Origin of the sequence: Holdemanella porci (assembly GCF_019052655.1) — a bacterium.
GTDB lineage: Bacteria > Bacillota_I > Bacilli_A > Erysipelotrichales > Erysipelotrichaceae > Holdemanella > Holdemanella hominis.
This window is the reverse complement of record NZ_JAHQVB010000035.1, coordinates 1-20,686: the sequence shown is the minus strand read 5'-3', so window position 1 is coordinate 20,686 and position 20,686 is coordinate 1. Positions and strand designations below refer to the sequence as shown.

Annotated in this window: 24 protein-coding genes, 7 tRNA genes and 1 pseudogene; 21 read left to right on the top strand and 11 right to left on the bottom strand. The window is 34.1% G+C overall.

From position 1 onward, the window contains the following. From KTQ83_RS07570 to KTQ83_RS07555, 4 genes and pseudogenes are all read left to right on the top strand, one after another. Window positions 1-494: pseudogene (locus KTQ83_RS07570) on the top strand (carbamoyl-phosphate synthase large subunit); the annotation flags it as partial. 162 nt (window positions 495-656) lie between these two features. Next, window positions 657-1,052, top strand: coding sequence for an Hsp20/alpha crystallin family protein (locus KTQ83_RS07565; RefSeq protein WP_217256435.1), 396 nt, complete (start codon window positions 657-659; stop codon window positions 1,050-1,052). A gap of 48 nt (window positions 1,053-1,100) precedes the next feature. Next, window positions 1,101-1,844, top strand: a complete 744-nt coding sequence (locus KTQ83_RS07560; RefSeq protein ID WP_117925320.1) for a magnesium transporter CorA family protein — start codon at window positions 1,101-1,103, stop codon at window positions 1,842-1,844. 53 nt (window positions 1,845-1,897) lie between these two features. Continuing rightward, a complete protein-coding gene (locus KTQ83_RS07555) occupies window positions 1,898-2,725 on the top strand; it encodes a DUF4299 family protein (protein ID WP_217256434.1) in 828 nt (275 codons plus the stop codon). Between the two features lie 4 nt (window positions 2,726-2,729). On the opposite strand, the gene KTQ83_RS07550 is transcribed toward KTQ83_RS07555, so the two are convergent. Next, window positions 2,730-3,824: an alanyl-tRNA editing protein gene (locus tag KTQ83_RS07550; RefSeq protein ID WP_217256433.1), complete on the bottom strand. Its 1,095-nt coding sequence runs from the start codon at window positions 3,822-3,824 to the stop codon at window positions 2,730-2,732. A gap of 133 nt (window positions 3,825-3,957) precedes the next feature. Between KTQ83_RS07550 and KTQ83_RS07545 the strand changes: the two genes are divergently transcribed. Then, on the top strand, window positions 3,958-4,701 hold the full coding sequence (locus tag KTQ83_RS07545; RefSeq protein ID WP_117573357.1) for a VUT family protein: 744 nt from the start codon (window positions 3,958-3,960) through the stop codon (window positions 4,699-4,701). 17 nt (window positions 4,702-4,718) lie between these two features. Here the strand turns inward: KTQ83_RS07545 and KTQ83_RS07540 are convergent, their stop codons facing one another. Next, on the bottom strand, window positions 4,719-5,234 hold the full coding sequence (locus KTQ83_RS07540) for a hypothetical protein (RefSeq protein WP_217256432.1): 516 nt from the start codon (window positions 5,232-5,234) through the stop codon (window positions 4,719-4,721). 256 nt (window positions 5,235-5,490) lie between these two features. Between KTQ83_RS07540 and KTQ83_RS12560 the strand changes: the two genes are divergently transcribed. The 9 genes from KTQ83_RS12560 to KTQ83_RS07505 all read left to right on the top strand — a co-directional run bounded on the left by KTQ83_RS12560 (window position 5,491) and on the right by KTQ83_RS07505 (window position 9,187). Beyond that, on the top strand, window positions 5,491-5,622 hold the full coding sequence (locus tag KTQ83_RS12560) for a hypothetical protein (RefSeq protein ID WP_255650348.1): 132 nt from the start codon (window positions 5,491-5,493) through the stop codon (window positions 5,620-5,622). 4 nt (window positions 5,623-5,626) lie between these two features. Then, window positions 5,627-5,809 carry a hypothetical protein gene (locus KTQ83_RS07535; RefSeq protein WP_217256431.1) on the top strand — a complete coding sequence of 61 codons (183 nt, stop codon included), beginning with the start codon at window positions 5,627-5,629 and terminating at the stop codon, window positions 5,807-5,809. A 16-nt stretch (window positions 5,810-5,825) separates the two neighbouring features. Beyond that, a complete protein-coding gene (locus KTQ83_RS12555) occupies window positions 5,826-5,948 on the top strand; it encodes a hypothetical protein (protein ID WP_255650347.1) in 123 nt (40 codons plus the stop codon). A gap of 275 nt (window positions 5,949-6,223) precedes the next feature. Next, window positions 6,224-6,502, top strand: a complete 279-nt coding sequence (locus KTQ83_RS07530) for a hypothetical protein (RefSeq protein WP_217256429.1) — start codon at window positions 6,224-6,226, stop codon at window positions 6,500-6,502. Window positions 6,503-6,507: 5 nt separating this feature from the next. Further along, window positions 6,508-6,792, top strand: coding sequence for a hypothetical protein (locus KTQ83_RS07525; protein ID WP_147346781.1), 285 nt, complete (start codon window positions 6,508-6,510; stop codon window positions 6,790-6,792). A 209-nt stretch (window positions 6,793-7,001) separates the two neighbouring features. After that, window positions 7,002-7,655, top strand: a complete 654-nt coding sequence (locus KTQ83_RS07520; protein ID WP_217256428.1) for a hypothetical protein — start codon at window positions 7,002-7,004, stop codon at window positions 7,653-7,655. 30 nt (window positions 7,656-7,685) lie between these two features. After that, window positions 7,686-8,351: a DUF975 family protein gene (locus KTQ83_RS07515; protein WP_217256427.1), complete on the top strand. Its 666-nt coding sequence runs from the start codon at window positions 7,686-7,688 to the stop codon at window positions 8,349-8,351. 38 nt (window positions 8,352-8,389) lie between these two features. Continuing rightward, window positions 8,390-8,713 carry a hypothetical protein gene (locus KTQ83_RS07510; RefSeq protein WP_186999812.1) on the top strand — a complete coding sequence of 108 codons (324 nt, stop codon included), beginning with the start codon at window positions 8,390-8,392 and terminating at the stop codon, window positions 8,711-8,713. Between the two features lie 162 nt (window positions 8,714-8,875). Beyond that, window positions 8,876-9,187 carry a hypothetical protein gene (locus tag KTQ83_RS07505; RefSeq protein WP_217256426.1) on the top strand — a complete coding sequence of 104 codons (312 nt, stop codon included), beginning with the start codon at window positions 8,876-8,878 and terminating at the stop codon, window positions 9,185-9,187. 392 nt (window positions 9,188-9,579) lie between these two features. Here KTQ83_RS07505 and KTQ83_RS07500 read toward each other — a convergent pair. The 7 genes from KTQ83_RS07500 to KTQ83_RS07470 form a co-directional block, all read right to left on the bottom strand. After that, window positions 9,580-9,655: transfer RNA gene (locus KTQ83_RS07500), tRNA-Phe, on the bottom strand. A gap of 3 nt (window positions 9,656-9,658) precedes the next feature. Then, window positions 9,659-9,735 (bottom strand) — tRNA-Met (locus tag KTQ83_RS07495). A 17-nt stretch (window positions 9,736-9,752) separates the two neighbouring features. Continuing rightward, window positions 9,753-9,843, bottom strand: a tRNA-Ser gene (locus KTQ83_RS07490). Between the two features lie 11 nt (window positions 9,844-9,854). Beyond that, window positions 9,855-9,931 (bottom strand) — tRNA-Ile (locus KTQ83_RS07485). A 13-nt stretch (window positions 9,932-9,944) separates the two neighbouring features. After that, window positions 9,945-10,021: transfer RNA gene (locus KTQ83_RS07480), tRNA-Met, on the bottom strand. A gap of 16 nt (window positions 10,022-10,037) precedes the next feature. Continuing rightward, window positions 10,038-10,114: transfer RNA gene (locus KTQ83_RS07475), tRNA-Pro, on the bottom strand. 21 nt (window positions 10,115-10,135) lie between these two features. Continuing rightward, window positions 10,136-10,212 (bottom strand) — tRNA-Arg (locus KTQ83_RS07470). 176 nt (window positions 10,213-10,388) lie between these two features. Between KTQ83_RS07470 and KTQ83_RS07465 the strand changes: the two genes are divergently transcribed. The 6 genes from KTQ83_RS07465 to KTQ83_RS07440 all read left to right on the top strand — a co-directional run bounded on the left by KTQ83_RS07465 (window position 10,389) and on the right by KTQ83_RS07440 (window position 16,283). Continuing rightward, complete coding sequence (locus KTQ83_RS07465) at window positions 10,389-11,078, top strand: N-acetylmannosamine-6-phosphate 2-epimerase (RefSeq protein ID WP_003866240.1); 690 nt, start codon at window positions 10,389-10,391, stop codon at window positions 11,076-11,078. Between the two features lie 2 nt (window positions 11,079-11,080). After that, complete coding sequence (locus KTQ83_RS07460) at window positions 11,081-12,469, top strand: TldD/PmbA family protein (protein ID WP_217256425.1); 1,389 nt, start codon at window positions 11,081-11,083, stop codon at window positions 12,467-12,469. After that, on the top strand, window positions 12,462-13,787 hold the full coding sequence (locus KTQ83_RS07455) for a TldD/PmbA family protein (RefSeq protein WP_186999546.1): 1,326 nt from the start codon (window positions 12,462-12,464) through the stop codon (window positions 13,785-13,787). Before KTQ83_RS07460 ends, KTQ83_RS07455 begins: the two co-directional genes overlap by 8 nt. Window positions 13,788-13,789: 2 nt before the next feature. Continuing rightward, window positions 13,790-14,563, top strand: coding sequence for an enhanced serine sensitivity protein SseB C-terminal domain-containing protein (locus KTQ83_RS07450; RefSeq protein WP_118325097.1), 774 nt, complete (start codon window positions 13,790-13,792; stop codon window positions 14,561-14,563). A 91-nt stretch (window positions 14,564-14,654) separates the two neighbouring features. Next, window positions 14,655-14,837 carry a hypothetical protein gene (locus KTQ83_RS07445; protein WP_217256424.1) on the top strand — a complete coding sequence of 61 codons (183 nt, stop codon included), beginning with the start codon at window positions 14,655-14,657 and terminating at the stop codon, window positions 14,835-14,837. 135 nt (window positions 14,838-14,972) lie between these two features. Further along, window positions 14,973-16,283 (top strand): CCA tRNA nucleotidyltransferase, encoded by a 1,311-nt coding sequence (locus tag KTQ83_RS07440; RefSeq protein WP_217256423.1) that lies wholly within the window; start codon window positions 14,973-14,975, stop codon window positions 16,281-16,283. On the opposite strand, the gene KTQ83_RS07435 is transcribed toward KTQ83_RS07440, so the two are convergent. Next, on the bottom strand, window positions 16,278-17,657 hold the full coding sequence (locus KTQ83_RS07435) for an MATE family efflux transporter (protein ID WP_217256422.1): 1,380 nt from the start codon (window positions 17,655-17,657) through the stop codon (window positions 16,278-16,280). The two genes, KTQ83_RS07440 and KTQ83_RS07435, sit on opposite strands and share 6 nt — an antisense overlap. Before the next feature lies 1 nt (window position 17,658). Beyond that, window positions 17,659-18,090, bottom strand: coding sequence for a MarR family winged helix-turn-helix transcriptional regulator (locus tag KTQ83_RS07430; RefSeq protein WP_117926403.1), 432 nt, complete (start codon window positions 18,088-18,090; stop codon window positions 17,659-17,661). Between the two features lie 144 nt (window positions 18,091-18,234). Between KTQ83_RS07430 and feoB the strand changes: the two genes are divergently transcribed. Beyond that, window positions 18,235-20,571 (top strand): ferrous iron transport protein B, encoded by a 2,337-nt coding sequence (gene feoB / locus KTQ83_RS07425; protein WP_217256421.1) that lies wholly within the window; start codon window positions 18,235-18,237, stop codon window positions 20,569-20,571. Window positions 20,572-20,686 lie beyond the last annotated feature (115 nt).

Here is a 20,686-nt window from a genome sequence, read left to right as displayed (position 1 = left end):
AAATGAAATCTACAGGTGAGGCTTTGGGTAGTGATGTAAACTTAGAAAAAGCATTGTACAAGGCTTTAGTAGCTTCTGGAATTAATATTCCTTTACATGGAAGTGTATTACTAACAATTGATGATGATAATAAACAGGATGCTTTAGAAATCGCAAAACGTTTCTATAACATTGGATATGGAATTTATGCGACGAAGGGTACAGCTAAATTCTTAGAAGATAATGGCTTATTTGTACATGTAGCGGCCAAAGTCAATGAGGATAATGGAAATGAAACGGTATTGGATATTATTCGTCATGGACATGTAAACTTTGTCATCAACACAATGTCAAATAAAGATAATTCTACAAGTAAAGATGGATTCTTGATTCGTCGTGTGTCTGCAGAAAACAATATTTCTTGTATGACAAGTTTAGATACGGCACATGCCTTAATTAAAGTATTGGAATCTTTGAGTTTCTCAATGGTTTCTATGAATGAAATGGGTAAATAGAGTGTGAGAAATCATGCGCTAATTTTTTATAAAAAATTAGCGCTTAACTGTTGACAGTGCTAAAAAAGCGACTATAATGATAATTGAAGTTAGAGATAAGTCAAAAGATATCCCGTAACTTGAAGATAGATTTCATAATCTAGAAATCAGGAGGCGATATTTATGAAGTACTATCCAATGTTTGATTTATTTGATGATTTCTTTACAGGAAACACAACTAGTGATGTCATGAAGACAGATATTGTGGAAAAAGATGGAAACTATGAAATGAGCATGGAACTTCCTGGAGTTAAAAAGGAAGATATCCAGATGGAATTGAAAGATGGATATTTGAAAGTAACTGCTACACATGGTTCGAACACAGAAGACAAGGATGAAAAAGGTCGTGTCGTTCGTAAAGAACGTGTTAGTGGATCTTATTCAAGAAGCTTCTATGTTGGTGAAGGTATTCATCAGGAAGATGTTAAGGCATCCTTTGACAATGGTGAATTGAAGATTGTTGTTCCTAAGGAATCACCTAAACAGATTGAAGAAAATAAATTTATTCCAATTGAATAACTGTAAGAATACGCCTAAATGGTGTATTCTTTTTTTTAAGGAGATATTATGAAGATAGAGGTAATAAATGAGAAGCGTTTAAATCATATTCATTATTGCAGAATACATAAAGAGAATAATCAATTGTCTGGTTCTTTTTGGGTTCCTTCCAAATCAAAATCTAAGAATAAGAAGATGTTTAGTATCGAATTAAATGATAGTGATTTTTTGGTTTGCGATCCTGAACATATTTTTAAACAAAAGATTTCAGGGAATAAGCCTAGTGAATGTATTCTAAATTTGATGAATATATTGATTCAAGAGGATATGGAGTTTCTTCAAAAACTTGAAATGAAACTTGAAAGAATAGAAGATCAGTTAATGTCACATACGGGGTCTCATTATGAGTCGCAAATCTTTGAAATGAGGAAAACGATTAGTACTTTTGATTCGTATTATGATCAGATGATTGAAGTGGTACAAAATTTACAGGAATTTTATAAGGGTTTTGAAACATTAGAGAAAAGACTAACACGTCTATCGAATGTTACGGATCGTTTGGCAGAGTATTCCATTCAGCTTCGTGAAATGCATCAAACACAAGTGGAGATGCGTCAGAATCAAATCATGCAGTTTTTGACAATTGTGACTACCATCTTTATGCCATTAACATTAATTACTGGATGGTATGGTATGAATTTTAAGGCTATGCCAGAATTAGATACTTCCTATGGATATTTCATTGTGATGGTAGTTTGTATATTGATTATTATTTTAGAAGTGATTTACTTTAAAAAGAAAAAATGGTTTTAACTATAAAAAGCGCTTGTTTCAGTGTATGATTTAGGTAGAGAGCAGGTGTTAGTATGTCTGTGAATATTCGTATTATGCAGAAGGGTTTCTTTCGTAGAAAAAAATTTATAATCGATGATTTAGTTAAACTGTCTCACTTATCTTTTGGGGTTATGGATGAAAATTGTCAATTAATTCCGAATCAGATAGGGGATCATACAATCTTATTTGATCACAAATATCTTCAAAGAGGAATTGAAATCTATATTCAAAATCATGATATTTGTCTGAATTTAAGTCTTCCTACAAGTATGGATGAAATTCACTTGTTTTATTATTTAGTGAAAGTATATTGTGAATATATGGATACTGATGAATTTGTGAAAGACGATTGGCTAATGAACATAAAGGATATTGATTTGCAGATGGTGTATGATAAAAGAACGAGTGCCGATGCACTTATGGACTTGAAGAGTAAACTATCGAATCATAAGTATTTTGAAATCTTTGGCATTCTTCATCCGATTTCAATTGGGGAAAATGAATTGAATGATTTTGACACAGATTTAGATTTGTTTGGACAATATCTACATAATCAACAAGCTTTGGATGCATATTATGCCACGCCAAGAATCTATAATGTACATGGTAGAAGAATTGGTATGTATGCACTAGGAGTTGATATACTAACGATTCTTCCGGTAGAGCCTTATGTGGTATTGAATCAAATTGAAGGGATAGAAGAATGGTATGTATTTATGAATGACAGCCTTGTGAAGTATCATGATTTAATGAGCTTCATTAAAAAGTTTGATTATTATGATGCCAATCATAGAATGGTATGTTTATCGAAAGAAGAGATTTCAGAGGTTTTAAATACGCTTGCTATACAAAAAATATGAGCAGCTAATCAAATAGCTGCTCATTAACTGTATCTAGCGTTCCTTGAAAGAAATCATTTTTTCCTCCACCACGAACTGGATGTCTTTCTTTGAGTTGTAAGAATATATCTTTAGAGTTAGTCATGAACCGATAATTATCTTTTTGTTTAGAAACGAGTAAAACATAGTTGTCACTAAAAGATACAAGCTTATTGTAGTAATACAATTGTGTATCTCGATCGAGTTCATCACATAGAATAATTTGATTTTCTTTACGCTCAATGATTAAGTGATCGATCATCTCTTTGTTTAATTGTTTGATTCTTTGTTTCAAAGCATAATTTTCATCTAATACGCGTTGTACATTGAATGATAAAGCTTCAATGTTTGAAGACAATTGATTGGAGATTTGAATAGACTGATCATGTTTTAAGACATAGTCTTCATAGGCAAGTTTTCCGCATAAGAAGAATAGGCGTGTGCCTTTTTTGATCTTCATCGATTTAATGATTTTAAACAATCCCACTTCAATCGTACTTTTTACATGGGGTGCGCAACATGCGCATAAATCTACATCTTCAATTTCGACAAGGCGTGGTTTGTCTAAGTCAAGTTTTGCACGATATTCCATGTTGGAATAATCCTCTAAGTAATAGGACTTAACAGGTTTATTTGAAAAGATGACAGAATTCACTAAAGCTTCAATTCTTTTAATTTGATCATTATTTAAGTCCATCGCATAATCGGCTGTAATTTCATTGTATCCTAAATGAAATCCAACATTATCCACATGAAATTCTTTGTGTATCAATCCAGAAAGAATGTGTTCTCCTGTATGATGTTGCATATTGGTGTAGCGATGAGTCCAGTCAATAATACCTTGTACATCACCATTTAATGCAGAGTGCGTATAATGATGAATTTCATCATTTATGATTTGTACATCCACCACATCAATACCATTTAACGTTCCTTTGTCACATGTTTGTCCACCTTCTTCAGGAAAGAAAAGGGTTTGATCCAAGATTATGTCGTATAATTCATCCTTTTTAACACATGAAGCAACATGGGCATGAAATGTTGTTTGGTAGGGTTCTTGTTCGTATAGTTTTAAAGTCATATGTATCACCGCAATTAATCATAGCATAAGTGATATAAACTTTGACAAATAATTAAAAACATATTAGACTTATATGGTTTGAACAAAGATGTTTTGCTTCCCAACCATCTTTAAAAAAACAGGAGGGTAAAAAATGAATAGAATTAAAACGGAAGTTAAAGAAGTGAGTGTATTACTTAGAAGTATACCTTCACTTACGATGACACTTTTTATTGTTTCGGTCATCACTATGAATCTTTTGGCAAACAAAAGTATTAACTTGCCATTTAGCTTTATGGCACTAGATTGTGGAATTGTGGTAAGCTGGCTTTCCTTCTTATGTATGGATGTCATCACAAAACATTTTGGTCCTAAAGCTGCAACACAAGCATCACTTGTAGCGGTGTTGGTGAATTTAGGTATGTGCCTAGTTTTCTTCTTGGCATCAAAGATTCCTGGCGTATGGGGTGAATCCTATGTAGAAGGATCAGAAGCCATTATTAATGGGGCATTAGACGGAACAATTGGTGGTACTTGGTATGTACTATTTGGAAGTACAATTGCGTTTATTGTTTCTGCCATTGTGAATAACTATACGAATTCCATGTTAGGTAAGATTTCTAACAACAACAGCAACTTTAAATCGTATGCATTCCGCTCTTATGTATCTACTGGTATTGGTCAGTTTTGCGACAATCTAACGTTCGCATTAATCGTGTCACACCAATTCTTTGGATGGACATTGGTACAATGTGTTGTGTGTGCCTTTACAGGTATGATTGTAGAAACACTATGTGAGGTCATCTTCTCATATCCTGGTTTCAAGATTCTACAAAACTGGAAGAAGAATAAAGTAGGTAGAGAATATTTTGAATATATGAAAGAAAGCAGTCGTTAAGCTGCTTTTTCTTTTGTTTAAAGTTGTTCTAATAATGCTTTTGTACAATTATAGGTATTTAGTCTTTGCGTTGTTTCTAAGATGCCTGTTAATATCTCTTTCGTATCTTCATCGACCAATTCACCATTTGGTTTGTAGTCATATAGGATAATTGGCTCAACAATATAAACACCTTCGCATGCATCCTCTAAATAAATCGCATAATGTGTATCGCTAATTGTATATAAATACATATATTCTTCAGATTCATTGTATGTGCAAGATAGTACAGTGCCGACTGGATATTTTTGACTAAATGAAATAGAATGTTCCAAATCATGATTAATTAAATTTTGATCGATGTCCCTTAAAATATTTCGTACAAAATCCAGAGCGCTTTTTTGAACAATCTTTAACTCTTCTTTCATGCATTCAAACCGCAACTGATCAACAACATCGAATTCTTTGGCATGGATTGGTACAACTTTATTTTTATGATTCTTAGAATTGATTTTTAAACCAAACTTTTTCTTGTTGTAGGTATATAAATACACATATTTAATTTCATCAAGGCGACTTTCTAGAATGGTTCCTACGGAATATTCTAATTTATGTTCAAGCCCTCATTCAAGCCAACCATATCATCTTAATTGACATTATCGATGTCTAATACATATATTGTTTTAAAAAGTGAATCAAACTTGTTTAAGTAATGTGATATAAACAAGTTTGATTGATAATGAAATAAAAGTAGTATGAAAACGATTACAAACATGTTAATATGAAATTAGAAAAGGAGGACATAGTAAGATGACATTAGATTGGCTAGTTTACGTATTAGGTATAGTAGTTGTTGTTTTCTTAGTTGGTATGTTCTTCAAGTATAAAAAGCACAATCGATATGCCGATAAATTTGAAGACACATATCCAGACGCAAAGTAAGATTATGAAAAAGAGACAGAGAAAAAAGAATAATAAAAATGTTTTTATTCCGTTGATTCCTGTTGAAATGACGGAAGAAGAGGTAAAACAAATTTTGAAAACTAGAGAGGGGGATAAATCCGAGGATAGGTGTAATATGCATCATAGTACTTGTGATGGTGTTCATGTTTCAGATGAGCTTTCCTAAATGGGGATTCATTTCTATGGTTGTTCTACTTGTAGGTGGAACTATTTATGGATTTTATATCCATGATTACTTACAAGAAATGATGTGTGTTGCAGATATTGGGTTTTTTGTGTATGCGCATGAGCATTTTAATAAATAAATTCAAAATTATTCGATATTTCATTAAGAATGGAATATTCAATGAAGAAAAGGCAATTTAGATTTCTAAGTTTGATCATAATACAATAGAAGCTTTAGTACATTCTCAATTATTAGTATAAGTAGATGGTCGTGTATATTTGGATAAACCATTGTATGACTATAGATACAAAGAAAAATATATCTATTATGGAGAAATCATATTGTTGATCATCCTCTTAATATTTGCGCTTTATGTATCTTATTTAAAAACCACATTGTTTTGGAGAGAATGATATGAAAAAAAATCGGATTCAAAGATTACAGGAAGATATGAATGAAGATCTTCAAAAATATTTAGATGAAGACTTGTTAGATACAACTCCAAAAGAAAAGAAGGAATCTACTTTCTGGATGAAGTGTGTAGCTATATGTTTGTTATGCAGCTATGGAATTGCACAATTTCTAGGAAGAGTATTAGGTGATAAACAGGCAATAGTGCAATATGGACTTGCGGGTATAATCGTGATTTGTGCACTCGCTTTCTATATTTGGCTACGAAGAAAGTATAGGTAATGATTATGAATGATAAACAGAAAAACATTATTGATAAATTGAACAAGGATAATGAATCCTTAAATCAAGGACATAAATCCATGGTGGAATATTCTAAAGGAATGATTTGTATAGGCTTATTTGTGGTGTGTTTCTTGATTTACTATTTTACGAAGAATATATTTTTTCTGCTTGGATTTTTATCATTTGAAATCTTTAATTTGATTTACGCAAAGAATGATAAGAAGAAGATTGGAATTGGTATTATAGTTGGAGTTGTAATCTATATTATTTTGGAATTGTGGATATAATCATATTGGAGTGAATCCAATATAAAAGATGGGCTGTTGCAGCATGTGTAACAGTACTTTTTGAATAGAAATTTAGTATTGAACGATTCATTGATTAATGTATTTTACGTAGGAAAACAACAAATGATACGTTTGAATGAAAACAAATAAAAACTGTATGAAAACGATTACAGACATACTGATATGAAATTAGAAAAGGAGGTGGACCTATGAAGAAGTATGCAGCGACATTGCTAAGTGTATTGTTGGTGTGTGGATGTTCGAATATAACACCAAATAATGAAAAAGTAGAGGTTAGTCAGGAAAAGCTAGAGAATATGACAGCCTTATATACTGGTCTTGCAGAAGCGAATGAAACGATTGATAATAAGTCGAAGATTGGTGTATGGGCCTATTATGAGGATGGTACAAAAGAATTCATTACACAAGGATGGACCGTTAAAGAGCCTGTCACATTAGAAGCTGGAAAGACTTCAGAAGTTACTGTTGAATATCAGGGCTTAGAAAGTACGATTTCAGTGGAGTGCAGTGAAGTGGATGAAGCATCCTTTAAAGCAGAGTCACAATCGCCTAATCAATCGGATTTGGAGGTTACACATTCTAAGTGGTATGGAAAGAAATTGACATATACAGGAAAAATCATAGCTCGCGTAGATTATAAAGGTATTAGAGGATATATGATCAATATCTTTGATGATAAGTCTCGTGTTTCTGTGCTTGATTTCAATAAAGAATTTGATTTTAAAGAAGGTCAAACCGTTACATTCTGGGCATATGGTCTTGGGCGTGTGGAAACAAAGGGTTTGTTTGGAAAAGAGAGAAGTTGTATTGCGTTTAAGGCAAAATATATGGAAGAAGTATAATGACGTATAAAGAAAGTAAGGTGAAATAATATGTGGAATCGACAACAAGTTAAAGAACAAGCTAAACAAATCATGAAACGAAACTATTGGAAGATGTTTGTAGTTACGCTGATTGCAGGAATATTGAGTACTGATTATGTGACTGTTATTCAAGAAGTACAAGATTTTGTACCTGATGATGTATTGCCAAGTATTTTTTCTTCAATCCTTTCATTTTTATCAATGGGATCTATTGTAGGATTATTATTTTCTATCTTCATTGGTAATGTCATTGTAGTTGGAAAAAGTAGATATTTTATCAAGAACCATGATGTAAATCCTGAGCTTGGTGAAATCTTTAGTGGTTTTAAAGGCAACTATTTAAATGTAGTAAAAATCATGTTTTTGATGAATTTAAAAATATTACTATGGCTATTCCTATTCATAGTGCCTGGATTTATTAAGGCTTATGAATATTCTATGATTCCATATCTGTTGGCAGAAAATCCTAATATTACTACAGATGAAGCCTTTTCTTTGTCCAAACAAATGACGACTGGACAAAAGATGGATTTATTTGTCTTAGATTTATCATTTTTAGGATGGATCATTCTAGGTTTGATTTGTTGTGGAATTGGTATTCTATTTGTGTTGCCATATCCAGAAGCTACAAACGCTGAAGTTTATTTAAACCTAAAAGAATCTGTAAAGATATAAGGACGGATACTAGTACCAATAATTTAGGAGATATTTTTATGGATGATACAAATAGATACACTCATTATCTAGTTTTATTTTTTTGTTCTATGATTATTCCTGCAATGAATACATCTGCAGTATCGATAGCACTTTCGAATAATATCGTAGATTTAATTTTTTATATCATTGATTTTGGAGTGTTTGGATGGGGTATTAAACGGTTAAAAGAGAAGGATGAACATCCTATTGGCATTATATTAGCTGTAACAGCTATAGAGGATTTAATCATAAGTTTTATGTGCAATATTACTTTTACTACATATATTGTTCAGGCAGTTGTGATTATTGTATATGCGGTTTATTTAAATTATAAGAAATAGAATAATTAAATCACGCAATAAGAAAAGCAGGAATCTATTTCCTGGAAGAAATTACTAGTGTGTGGTTATGGGTTGTTTCAACTTTTAAGAAGATTGTTGGAATCGGTACTGTAGTTGGAGTTGTTCTACATAGTCTTATAACGCTTTTATGTGGGTAATCCTATGAAAAAGAAAGTAATGATTATTGGTTGTATATTACTGGCTTTGATCCTATCAATTGCAATCTATAGAAAACACGTGGAAAGTAATATAATCTTCCATTCATTCAACGAGCCGGTGAATATCAAGGTTGGAACAAAGTTAGAGGAAACACCTATTGAGTTTTATCATACTGAGAATATAGATGGTAACAAGGTGACTCATGAGTATATATATGATCAGGATATTGTTAATGAGGTTCAACCGGTAACTGTAAAAGTACATTATCAAATATTTACTTTTACAAATACTTATGAGCTATTGATAGTGGATTAATAAAAATCCGATAAATTTTAAACCAGAAAGGAAAAAGTATGTGTAGATTACTTTGTTTAATTAACTAATTTATACATATTTTGAGGAATGAATATGCTAAGGTATACAAGAAATAAATATAGAAAAGAATCGATATCTGCAAAATTAATTGAAAAAAAGAGGATGAGTATTTTGCTATTCCTGGAAAAGTGCCAAGTCCAAAAGCTTTTTATGAATTGATTTTTATGACTGAAGAGGGAATGAAAACTTTTGAAGTTTTTGCGAATTTTGTTTAGAAAAACACTTGTTTTAGTGACTTATATAGATATGGAATATAACCATAATGTGAGAATATGCTTTAAATAAGGCATAAAAAAAGCACCTGGCAAATGCTAGGTGCAATCTTTGACAAATGGTGGTCTCAGTCGGAATCGAACCAACGACACAAGGATTTTCAGTCCTTTGCTCTACCAACTGAGCTATGAGACCACATGGTTGCGGGAGAAGGATTTGAACCAACGACCTCCGGGTTATGAGCCCGACGAGCTACCAGACTGCTCTATCCCGCGATGTGAATTAATTAAGATGGCGCAGAAGCTGGGATTCGAACCCAGGCGCCGCTCGCACGACCTACCGGTTTTCAAGACCGGACCCTTCAGCCACTTGGGTACTTCTGCATATGTATAATTGGTGGACCCTGTAGGACTCGAACCTACGACCCGCCGGTTATGAGCCGGATGCTCTGACCAACTGAGCTAAGGGTCCAAGTTAAACTCGTTGGTGGCTGGAGTGAGACTCGAACTCACGACCTTCCGGGTATGAACCGGATGCTCTAGCCAACTAAGCTACCCAGCCGAATTAAATAAAATAATGGTCGGGATGACAGGATTTGAACCTGCGACCCCTTGATCCCAAATCAAGTGCACTACCAAGCTGTGCTACATCCCGATATTTTTAGAAAAAAATAAATGGCGCGCCCAGCAGGAATCGAACCCACAACCTTTTGATCCGTAGTCAAACGCTCTATCCAGTTGAGCTATGGGCGCATTTATTTCAACTGAGCTTTTGTGTCTCGCTCAGTGCCCATTAAATATACCATCACTTTAAAATGATTGCAAGCACTTTTTTAAAATTTTTTTAATTTTTTTTAATTTCGTGTTTTTACACTTATATACGTAGTATAATTACCTATATATTAAGTAAGAAGAAGGAGATTTAAATCATGAGTAACATTGAATCAGTAAAAGGACACTTAATCGTATCTTGTCAGGCACTTCCAGATGAACCTTTACATTCATCTTTTATTATGGGACGTATGGCTAGAGCGGCTAAATGGGGAGGCGCTAAAGGTATTCGTGCTAATACTGTAGAGGATATTAATGAAATTCAAAAAGAAGTTGATTTACCAGTTATTGGAATTATTAAAAGAGTATATGGGGACTGTCCAGTATTTATTACACCTACAATGAAAGAAATTGATGAATTGATTGAAGGGGCACATCCAGAAATCGTTGCCTTAGATGCAACTTGTCGTGTTCGTCCAGATGGAAGAACTTTAGATGAATTGTATGCTGATATTCGTGCTAAGTATCCAGAACAAAAATTAATGGCAGACTGCTCTACATTAGAAGAGTGTCTTCATGCAGCCCAATTAGGCTTTGATTTTGTAGGAACAACATTAGTTGGATATACAGAAGAAAGTAAGGGCGATAAAGTTGAAACAAATGATTTTGAGTTAATGCGTAAATATTTAGAACAATCAAACGTACCAATGATTGCCGAAGGAAATATTGATACACCAGAAAAAGCACGCCGTGTATTAGAACTTGGATGCTTTAGTGTTGTAGTAGGATCTATTATTACTCGTCCTCAATTAATCACAAAACGATTTGTAGATTGCATTGAGGGATAAGTATGTTAAAGAAGGAACAATTAGAAAAATTATTAGAACGTTGTATGGCTTCTTCTTGTGATTTTGCCGAAATCTTTGAAGAAGAAGGTACAACCGAATCTTTATCCATGTTGAATGGAAAATTAGAAGATACAAATGTATTGATTCGTGCCGGCATTGGAATTCGTCTATATAAAGGTGTGCAATCTGTATATGGATACACAAATGAAACAAATGAAGAATCATTAAATACCTTAGTGGATGATTTGCGTGGAGGATTTGGCATAGAATCTAAATCCGTATCTGTCTCTTTGGTTGAAGAAACTCATGAAAATCTTCATCCAATCAAGGAAAATCCTGTCAAAGCTTCATTAGAAACGAAAGTTGCCTTAATGATACGTGCAAGTGATGCGGCAAAGGCATATTCAGATCAAATTCAAAAAGTATCTGTAGGGTTGGCAAGTGTATGTCAAAATGTACAGATTTCAAATAGTGAAGGAAGACTCGTACATGATACAAGAATTCGTTGTCGTATGTCTGTATCCTCTTTTGCCCAAGATGGTCAAAACTTGCAATCTGGTTATGAAGCACCAGGTGCAAGTAAAGGCTTAGAATTCTTTGAAGAAAGAACACCAGAATCTATTGGACAAGAAGCAAGTCGTATTGCATTAGTATTATTAGAGGCGAAAGATTGTCCATCGGGAAAAATGCCGGTCATTATTGATAATGGCTTTGGCGGTGTTATTTTCCATGAAGCTTGTGGACATGCTCTAGAGGCAAGTTCAGTCAGTAAAAATCAGAGTGTATTCTGTAATAAATTAGGTCAAAAAGTCGCAAGTGATAAAGTTACAGCTATTGATGATGGCACAATTCCAAATGCGTGGGGCTCACAAAACGTCGATGATGAGGGTAATCCCCAACAAAAACGTGTATTAATTGAGAATGGTATTTTAAAGAGTTATATGATAGACCGCTTGAATGGTCGAAGGATGGGTCTTGAATCGACTTCAAGTTCGCGTCGTCAGTCTTATAAATTTGAACCAACTTCACGTATGACAAATACATATATTGCGGCTGGAAATGATGATTTTGACCAAATGTTTGAAGGAATTAAGCGAGGACTATATGCGAAGAAAATGGGTGGTGGAAGTGTAAATCCACAAACCGGAGAATTTAACTTTGCCGTATTAGAAGGTTATTTAATTGAAGATGGCAAGATTTCGTATCCAGTAAAAGGGGCTTCTTTGATTGGTAATGGTGCGGATATCCTATTTAATATTGATCGCGTTGGTAAAAACTTAGAGCGTGGACAAGGTATGTGTGGCTCTAGTTCTGGTTCAATTCCTACCGATGTAGGTCAGCCAGCCATTCGTGTTTCACAAATTACAGTAGGAGGTACGGCCAATGAATAAACAAGTATGGATTGAGAAAGCACTTGGCCTAGGTATTCAGGAATTTGAAATCTATCAATCTACAACGGTTGAAAAAGAAATGACTTGGTTTCAAGGCCAAATGGACACTTTAGTATCCAGTAAAGTGACAGGTACAAGTATTCGTGGAATTGTAGATGGAAAAATGGCCAATATGGCATTGGAAGAAATAGATGATTCTATGTGTGAAACTGTTTTAAAGTCACTGATTGCACAAGCACATATTATTTCAAATGAAGAAACCGATTCATTAAGAAAACCAGAACCAATTGAGTACGTAAAAAAAGATGTGACTTGGAATATGGCTAGTACAGAATATGTGAAGAATATTCTTCAAAGCTTAGAAGCTAAGATTCTAGCCTATGATCCACGTGTCATTCAAGTTGGATATTTAGGATATAGCCAAGGTAGTGGAAGTCGCAGTATTGTGAATAGCTTAGGCATGGATGTACAAGATGCAGATGAAATGCAGTACATTGTTGCCAGTGTTGTCGTTAAAGAAGAGGAAGAAGTCAAGGATGCTAGTTTAGTTGAAGTTGTATATGACTTTGAACAATATGATTTAGATTCATTCGTTTCTCGTGTTTGCGATAAGGCTTTAAATAAATTAAAGGCCACACCAATTCCAAGTTGTACATGTCCAGTCATCTTTGAAAGGGATGCGATGACATCTTTATTTGCCGCCTTTACTGGTTTATTTAATGGGGAATTAATGTATAAGGGAATTTCACCTTTAAAAGATAAGTTTAATGAACAAATTTTCTCTGAACAAATCACAATTATTGATAATCCAAAAAATACGGATTGTTTAAGTATTGCCAATTTTGATGATGAGGGGTGTCCAACTTCTTCAAAAACTTTGGTGGATCACGGAAAATATGTTATGATGCTTCATGACACAAGAAGTGCCAATCGAATGCATACAAATAGTACAGGAAATGGCTTTAAATCGGGCTATGCATCTAGCGTAAGTGTACAGCCAATGAATTGTTACATCGTACCTGGAAATGATAGCTTTGAGGATTTATGTACAAAAATTAAGGATGGCTTTGTCGTACAAAATTTAGCAGGTCTTCATGCTGGACTTGATTTTGTTTCTACAAACTTCTCACTACAATGTTCAGGCTTCTGGGTAAAGGATGGTAAAAGAGATAAGAATGTTACTTTGGTTACCGTCGCAAATAATTTCTTAAATATGATGAAACACGTAATTAGTGTGGGTAACGATTTAGATTGGAGTTATCACCAGGTTGTAAGTCCAAGTATCGCATTTGAAAAGTGTACAATTTCAGGGGAATAATTATGGTAAATGAATTTAAAAATGAAAAACTACAAGAAACATTAATTGTATTTAATAGAGAAAAAACAGATTCAGCGTTTAGAAACTTGTTGGATGCGTTTATTTCGACTAATTTTCTGATTCCAGCACAATGGGATAAAGATCCTTCTCGCAATGAAAAGGGCGTCTTAGTCTTTGAACCAAATACACAATTCCAATTGTCTTTGATTCAAAATGATAAGGGAGATAGTTTCTTTCCTGTCTTCTCAAGTATGGATCAATTGAAAAAATGGGATCAAGATAGTGAAATCCATTCCTTGGTTATGACATATAATCAATATATGCCATTTGTGAAGATGGCATTAAATCAGATTCATGGTATTGTGATCGATCCATTTGGAGCGAATGTTTTATTAGACTGCAACTTATTGGTTGAACTTGATAAAAATCGCGGTTCACAAGTGAGTGAAAATCCAATTCATAAAGGTGATAGTTTAAAGCTTCGTGATCCTATTTCAAGTGTAACAGAACTTCAAAGAGCTATCTGTGAATTTGGTGACTCTCACCCAGACATTCTTTCTATTTATTTGAAAGAAAGAATTGTGAAGGATCAGCCTAGCCACTGGTTCTTAGTTGTAGATATGATCAATGATGATAAACAAACAATTCAAGATTTAGGAAACTTTTGTACGCCTGTAAGTTATGGAAAAGGTTTTGAATTCATGTTTGGCAGTATGGAACTTGCCAAGAAAATTATGGCGGATACAATTCCAACATATGTAAAGGTTACAAAGTAATTAAGGTGCAATTCAGCACCTTTTTATTAAATGAAAAGAAAAAATAAGTAATAGTTTCGCATTTATGTATAGCTAATAGGAGGAATTGTAAGTGGCTTCTGAAGCAAAGATTAGAGCTAACAACAAATCGAATAAGATTAATACAAAAATGATTTGCCTTCGTTTAAGTTACAACACGGACGCAGACATCATAAAGAAATTGGATGAAGTCGAATCTAAAATGGGATATATCAAAGAATTAATCAGAAAAGATATGCAGGCTCAAAAAAAATAGTCTGCATTTTTTAGTGAATTAGTTTTTTGACATATTTTCTGTTAAAAATTGATGCCTTCTAGAGTATGTATGAGCACGAAATATTATCATAATAATAGGTAGAATATATTTGTCCGATTCTTATATAATAGAAGTATGAAATTACCTGAATATATATTAGAAATCATTCAAAAAATAAATGGTATTGGATATGAAGCGTATGTGGTAGGAGGATGTGTACGTGATGATTTACTAGATCGCTCAATTCATGATTATGATATTTGTACAAGTGCTAAGCCAGAAGTGATATTAAATCTATTTGATCGAAGTGTGGGAACAGGACTCAAACATGGAACGGTAACGGTTTTATCGAATTCACCCGTTGAAATTACAACCTTTCGTTTAGAGAGTGAATACAAGGATCATCGTCATCCGGACAGTGTGAAATATGTTTCAACAATTGAAGAAGATTTATCAAGACGTGATTTTACTGTGAATGCGATGGCTTATCATCCAAGTCGGGGTTTGATTGATCCCTATAAAGGACAATTCGATCTTAAAGCTAAAGTCATTCGATGTGTGGGTAATCCAGATCGAAGATTTAATGAAGATGCTCTAAGAATGTTGCGTGCCTATCGTTTTTGTGCAAAACTAGGCTTTTCGATGGATGAAACAGTAAAAAAATCCATCGATACAAATGCATCTTTGATTCAATATGTATCTATAGAAAGAATCGTACATGAATTAAAAGAAATCATGGAAACAAATCCACAAGTATTGGCAGATATGACACTTCTTTTAAAACCTGTATTTAATGAGTTGGATTTGGCATTGAGGTGTAGTCAAAACTCAATCTATCACTATACCGATGTCTTGCATCATACTTTAGATGCGATGTGCTATTTAAAACCATATGATGAAACTTTGGCCTTTGCGTTATTACTCCACGACCTAGGCAAAATACAAGTAAAGACAACTGATTCGAATGGAAAGGATCATTTTAAGCATCATGCGAAGGTAGGAAGTGAATTGTCTAAAGAGCTTTGTCGACGTTTTAAACTTACAAATGAACAAAGAAAGTGGATTCCATTCTATGTCTTACATCATGACGATAAATTTACCTGTGATTTAGATTGTATTTATAAGTATCGTGTTACATATCATTTGGATGAAGAACACTTGTTGAACTTGCTTCAAATTCGCTATTGTGATGCGATGGCCCATTCTGAATTAGGGCAAAAATCAGCTAAAGATGTAGAACTTTTCTATGCGTATTACATCCAAAATAGAAATCGTTGTATGAGTATATCTCAACTTGCGTTGAATGGAAAAGATATTATAGAAGCTACAAATTTAAGAGGAAAACAGATTCAAGAAGCTTTGAATATGTGTTTAAAATACGCTTTTTATCATCCGGAAAAGAATACGAAAGAAGAATTATTGAATATACTAAAAAATGAGTTATGACTTTTCATAACTCATTTGTGCTAATATCTTTTTAAAGTTTTTAAAAAACAATGTTACTGTTGTGCTTACCGCAATAAAGTCTGCGATTGGTTCTGCAACAAATACCGCAAAGATATGATCGGATAAGATGTTTGGTAAGATAAAAATCAATGGAATTAAGACAATGATCTTTCTAAAGATAGCTAAGAAAACGGAAATCTTGGCATTTCCAAACGCAATGAAGGTTTGCTGGCAAGAAATCTGAAGTCCCATCAATAATACGCATGCCATATAGATACGAATGGCCCAGCTTGCCATTGTCATCAAGTCTGAATCGTTTGTGAAAATAGAAATAAATACTTGAGGGAATAATTCCACTAGAATCCAGATGATACTTGCGTATGTGAAACAACATAGGGTTTGAAGTAAAAAGCCTTTTTTAACGCGCTGAGCATTTTTAGCACCAAAGTTGTAACTGATGATGGGTTGTCCACCTTGCGTTAATCCTTGTATTGGCATCATTGCAAACTGCATAACACTCGTTAGAATGGTCATACTTCCAATCGCAACGTCCCCACTAAATTTAGATAGTTGCATATTGAAACATAAAGAAATCAAGCTTTCTGTTGACTGCATCACAAAAGGTGCAATACCTAAAGCTAAACTAGGAAATAATAGGCTTGGCACGATTTTAAAATTTTCTTTTTTTAACTTAAGAACCGTCTGTTTACCACTCAAGAAATGAATGACCCAGATTGCACTGATAGCTTGCGAAATAATGGTAGCTAGTGCAGCCCCTTTTACGCCCATATTGAATCCAAAGATAAAGATAGGGTCTAAAATAATGTTTAAGATAGCCCCAATTAAAACGGTCATCATACTTGTTTTAGAGAATCCCTGACAAGAAATAAAGGCATTCATTCCGAGTGTCATTTGGACAAAAATGGTTCCTAAGGCATAAATACCCATATATTGTTTGGCATATACAATTGTTTTTGAACTTGCCTGGAATAATTGTAGTAATGGTGTTTGAAAAGCTAATAAACATACAGTTAGAGTTAATGAAATTATAATCAATGCGATAAAACAGTTACCCATGATTTTTTCGGCAGTAGGATTATCTTGCTTACCCATATATATACTAGCTCTTGGTGCACCTCCCATACCGACTAAACATGCAAAGGCGGATACAATCATAATAATTGGTAAACAAACGCCTACGCCTGTTAGGGCGATGGCCCCTACATCTTGAATGTGACCAATGTACATGCGGTCAACTACATTATAGAGTAAGTTAACAATTTGACTTAAGATGGCAGGAACCGCCAACATAAAGAGTAACTTACCAACTTTTTCATGTCCTAAATCTACTTCGGACGCTGTTGTGAATTTCATTTTATTTTGCTCCTTCTATTTTTTCATTCATTTTATTCATTGTATCAATCATACATTGAATATCTTTTATAGGAATATCCTTGAATAAAACTTGATTGATTTTATCAATCTCAATAGAGATTTTTGCTAATATAGGAATCGCTTCTTCCGTTAATTCAATATAAGAAATCCTTCTGTTTTCTGAAACTTTCTTCAATGTGATCAATCCCTTTTGTTCCAAACTTGTTATACTTCGAGAAACCAAAGCTTTTGAAACACCGAGTACAACACGAAGCTGTGTGCTTGTTGTAATGGATGTGTTGTTTTGTAGTAAAATCAGAATCGAAATTTCATTTGGGGAAAACGTGTATTCTGAAAATCGATCTTTGATTTGTTTGCCGTAATATTCACGCAATCGATTGGATAAACGTAAAAATTCTTCTATAGTCAACATATGCCCTCCTAATGTTCACTTGTGAACAGTTCAATTGTAAACAAGTGACAGAATTCTGTCAACGAATATTTAAAAAATATGATGTACGATAATTGACTACACAAATAATGTGGATATAATTAGACTGATTAGGGAGGAATATGCATGACGTTAAAAGAGTTAAAAATAGGACAGAGTGCATTGATTAAGGCTGTTGGAGGAATGGGTGCATTAAGACAACACTTTCTAGATATGGGAGTTATACCTGGAGCCGAGGTTACAGTTGTAAAGTTTGCGCCTATGGGTGATCCAATGGAATTGCAGATTCATGGTTATGAATTATCGCTTCGTTTAGATGAAGCTGAAAAAATATTGGTTGAATTAATTGATGAGAGAACAAGAAAGCATGAGAGTGCAGAAAATATAAATAACACCGTTCACCCTGGTTTAGGTGAAGATGGTAAATATCATGTAAAGGCAGATGAACATCCTTTGCCAGAAGGAACATGTTTGACATATGCCTTAGTAGGAAATCAAAACTGTGGAAAAACCACTTTGTTTAATCAATTAACGGGATCGAATCAACATGTAGGAAATTTTCCGGGTGTAACCGTCGATCGAAAGGATGGTCCAATCAAAGGGTATCCAAATACAATGGTGACAGATTTACCGGGTATTTATTCGATGTCACCTTATACGAGTGAAGAAATTGTATCGCGTAATTTTGTGTTAAATGATAAGCCTAAGGCTATCATTAATATTGTAGATGCCACAAATATTGAGCGAAATCTATATTTGACTATGCAACTCTTAGAAATGAATGTTCCGATGGTTGTTGCACTGAATATGATGGATGAAGTGTCCAACAATCAAGGTTCGATTGATATCAATGGTATGGAGGCTATGCTTGGAGTGCCAGTTGTACCGATTTCTGCGGCTAAAAACCAAGGTGTTAATGAACTGATTGAACATGCGATTCATATCGCAAAATATCAGGAAAGACCAGGCCGTTTAGATTTTTGTGGAGAAGATGATTTTGGTGGAGCCGTTCACCGTTGTATTCATTCCATCTGTCATTTGATTGAAGATCATGCCAAAAAGGTAGATATTCCTTTGCGTTTTGCGGCTAGTAAAATTATTGAAGGCGATAATTTGATTCTTGATCGTTTGGATTTAGATGATAACGAAAAAGAAATGATTGAGCACATTGTGCTTCAAATGGAAAAAGAACGTGGACTCGATCATAGTGCGGCCATTGCGGATATGCGTTTTTCCTTTATTGAAAAGGTTTGTGAACAAACCGTAGTAAAACCAAAGGAAAGTAAAGAGCGTATTCGAAGTGAAAGAATTGACCGTATTTTAACGGGTAAATATACCGCAATTCCTATGTTTATTGGAATAATGCTGCTTGTATTCTATCTAACATTTAATGTGGTTGGTGCATGGCTTCAAGGCTTATTAGAACTAGGTATTGATTGGATCACACAAGTAGTGGATGCATGGATGACAAGTGCTCACGTGAGTTATGCCGTACATAGTTTAGTGATTGATGGTATCTTTGCGGGTGTGGGTTCTGTCTTATCTTTCTTACCAATCATTGTGACACTATTCTTCTTTTTATCTATGATGGAAGATAGTGGATATATTGCGCGTGTAGCCTTCTTTATGGATAAACTATTAAGAAAGATCGGGTTGTCAGGAAGAAGTATCGTTCCTTTATTGATTGGATTTGGTTGTACGGTACCAGCCGTTATGTCGACACGTACTTTGCCTAGTGAAAGAGATCGGAAGATGACGATTTTGTTGACGCCATTTATGTCTTGTACCGCAAAATTACCTATTTATGCCTTCTTTGTGAATGCATTCTTTCCAAAACAAGGTGGCTTAGTTATGACAGGACTTTATGTTTTGGGTATCGTCGTAGGTGTTTTAGTTTCATTCTTATTTAAAAGCACTTTATTTAAAGGAGAAGCTGTTCCATTTGTGATGGAACTTCCTAACTATCGATTGCCTGGATTAAAGAATGTGAGTCAATTGTTGTGGGAAAAGGCGAAGGATTTCTTACAAAAAGCCTTTACGGTTATTTTTGTGGCAACCGTACTTGTATGGTTCCTTCAAAGCTTTAACCTACAATTCGATATGGTCAAAGATTCAAGTCAAAGTATCTTGGCAATGGTAGCCGGATGGATTGCTCCTGTATTTGCACCATTAGGACTTCAAGATTGGCGTATTGTGACATCTTTAATTAGTGGATTTATGGCTAAAGAAAGTGTCGTTTCTACACTACAAGTATTATTTGTAGGTGGTGTACATAATGCATTAACTACACTATCAGCTGCTTCTTTACTTGTATTCTGCTTGATTTATTCACCATGTGTAGCCGCAATCGCATCCATTAAACGAGAACTAGGCGTAAGATGGGCAGTCGGTGTAGTGGCATGGCAATGTGTACTTGCATGGATTTTAGCTTTTGTAGTTCATGTGATTGGTTCTGTATTATAAGTAGCTTTAATGCTACTTTTTTTTTGAAAAAGGATGGTTTATAATTTTTCCATATCTAAGGGAGCTAACTATATAAAATTCAAGTATTTTTTATGAAAAAGTTTGAAAATACAAA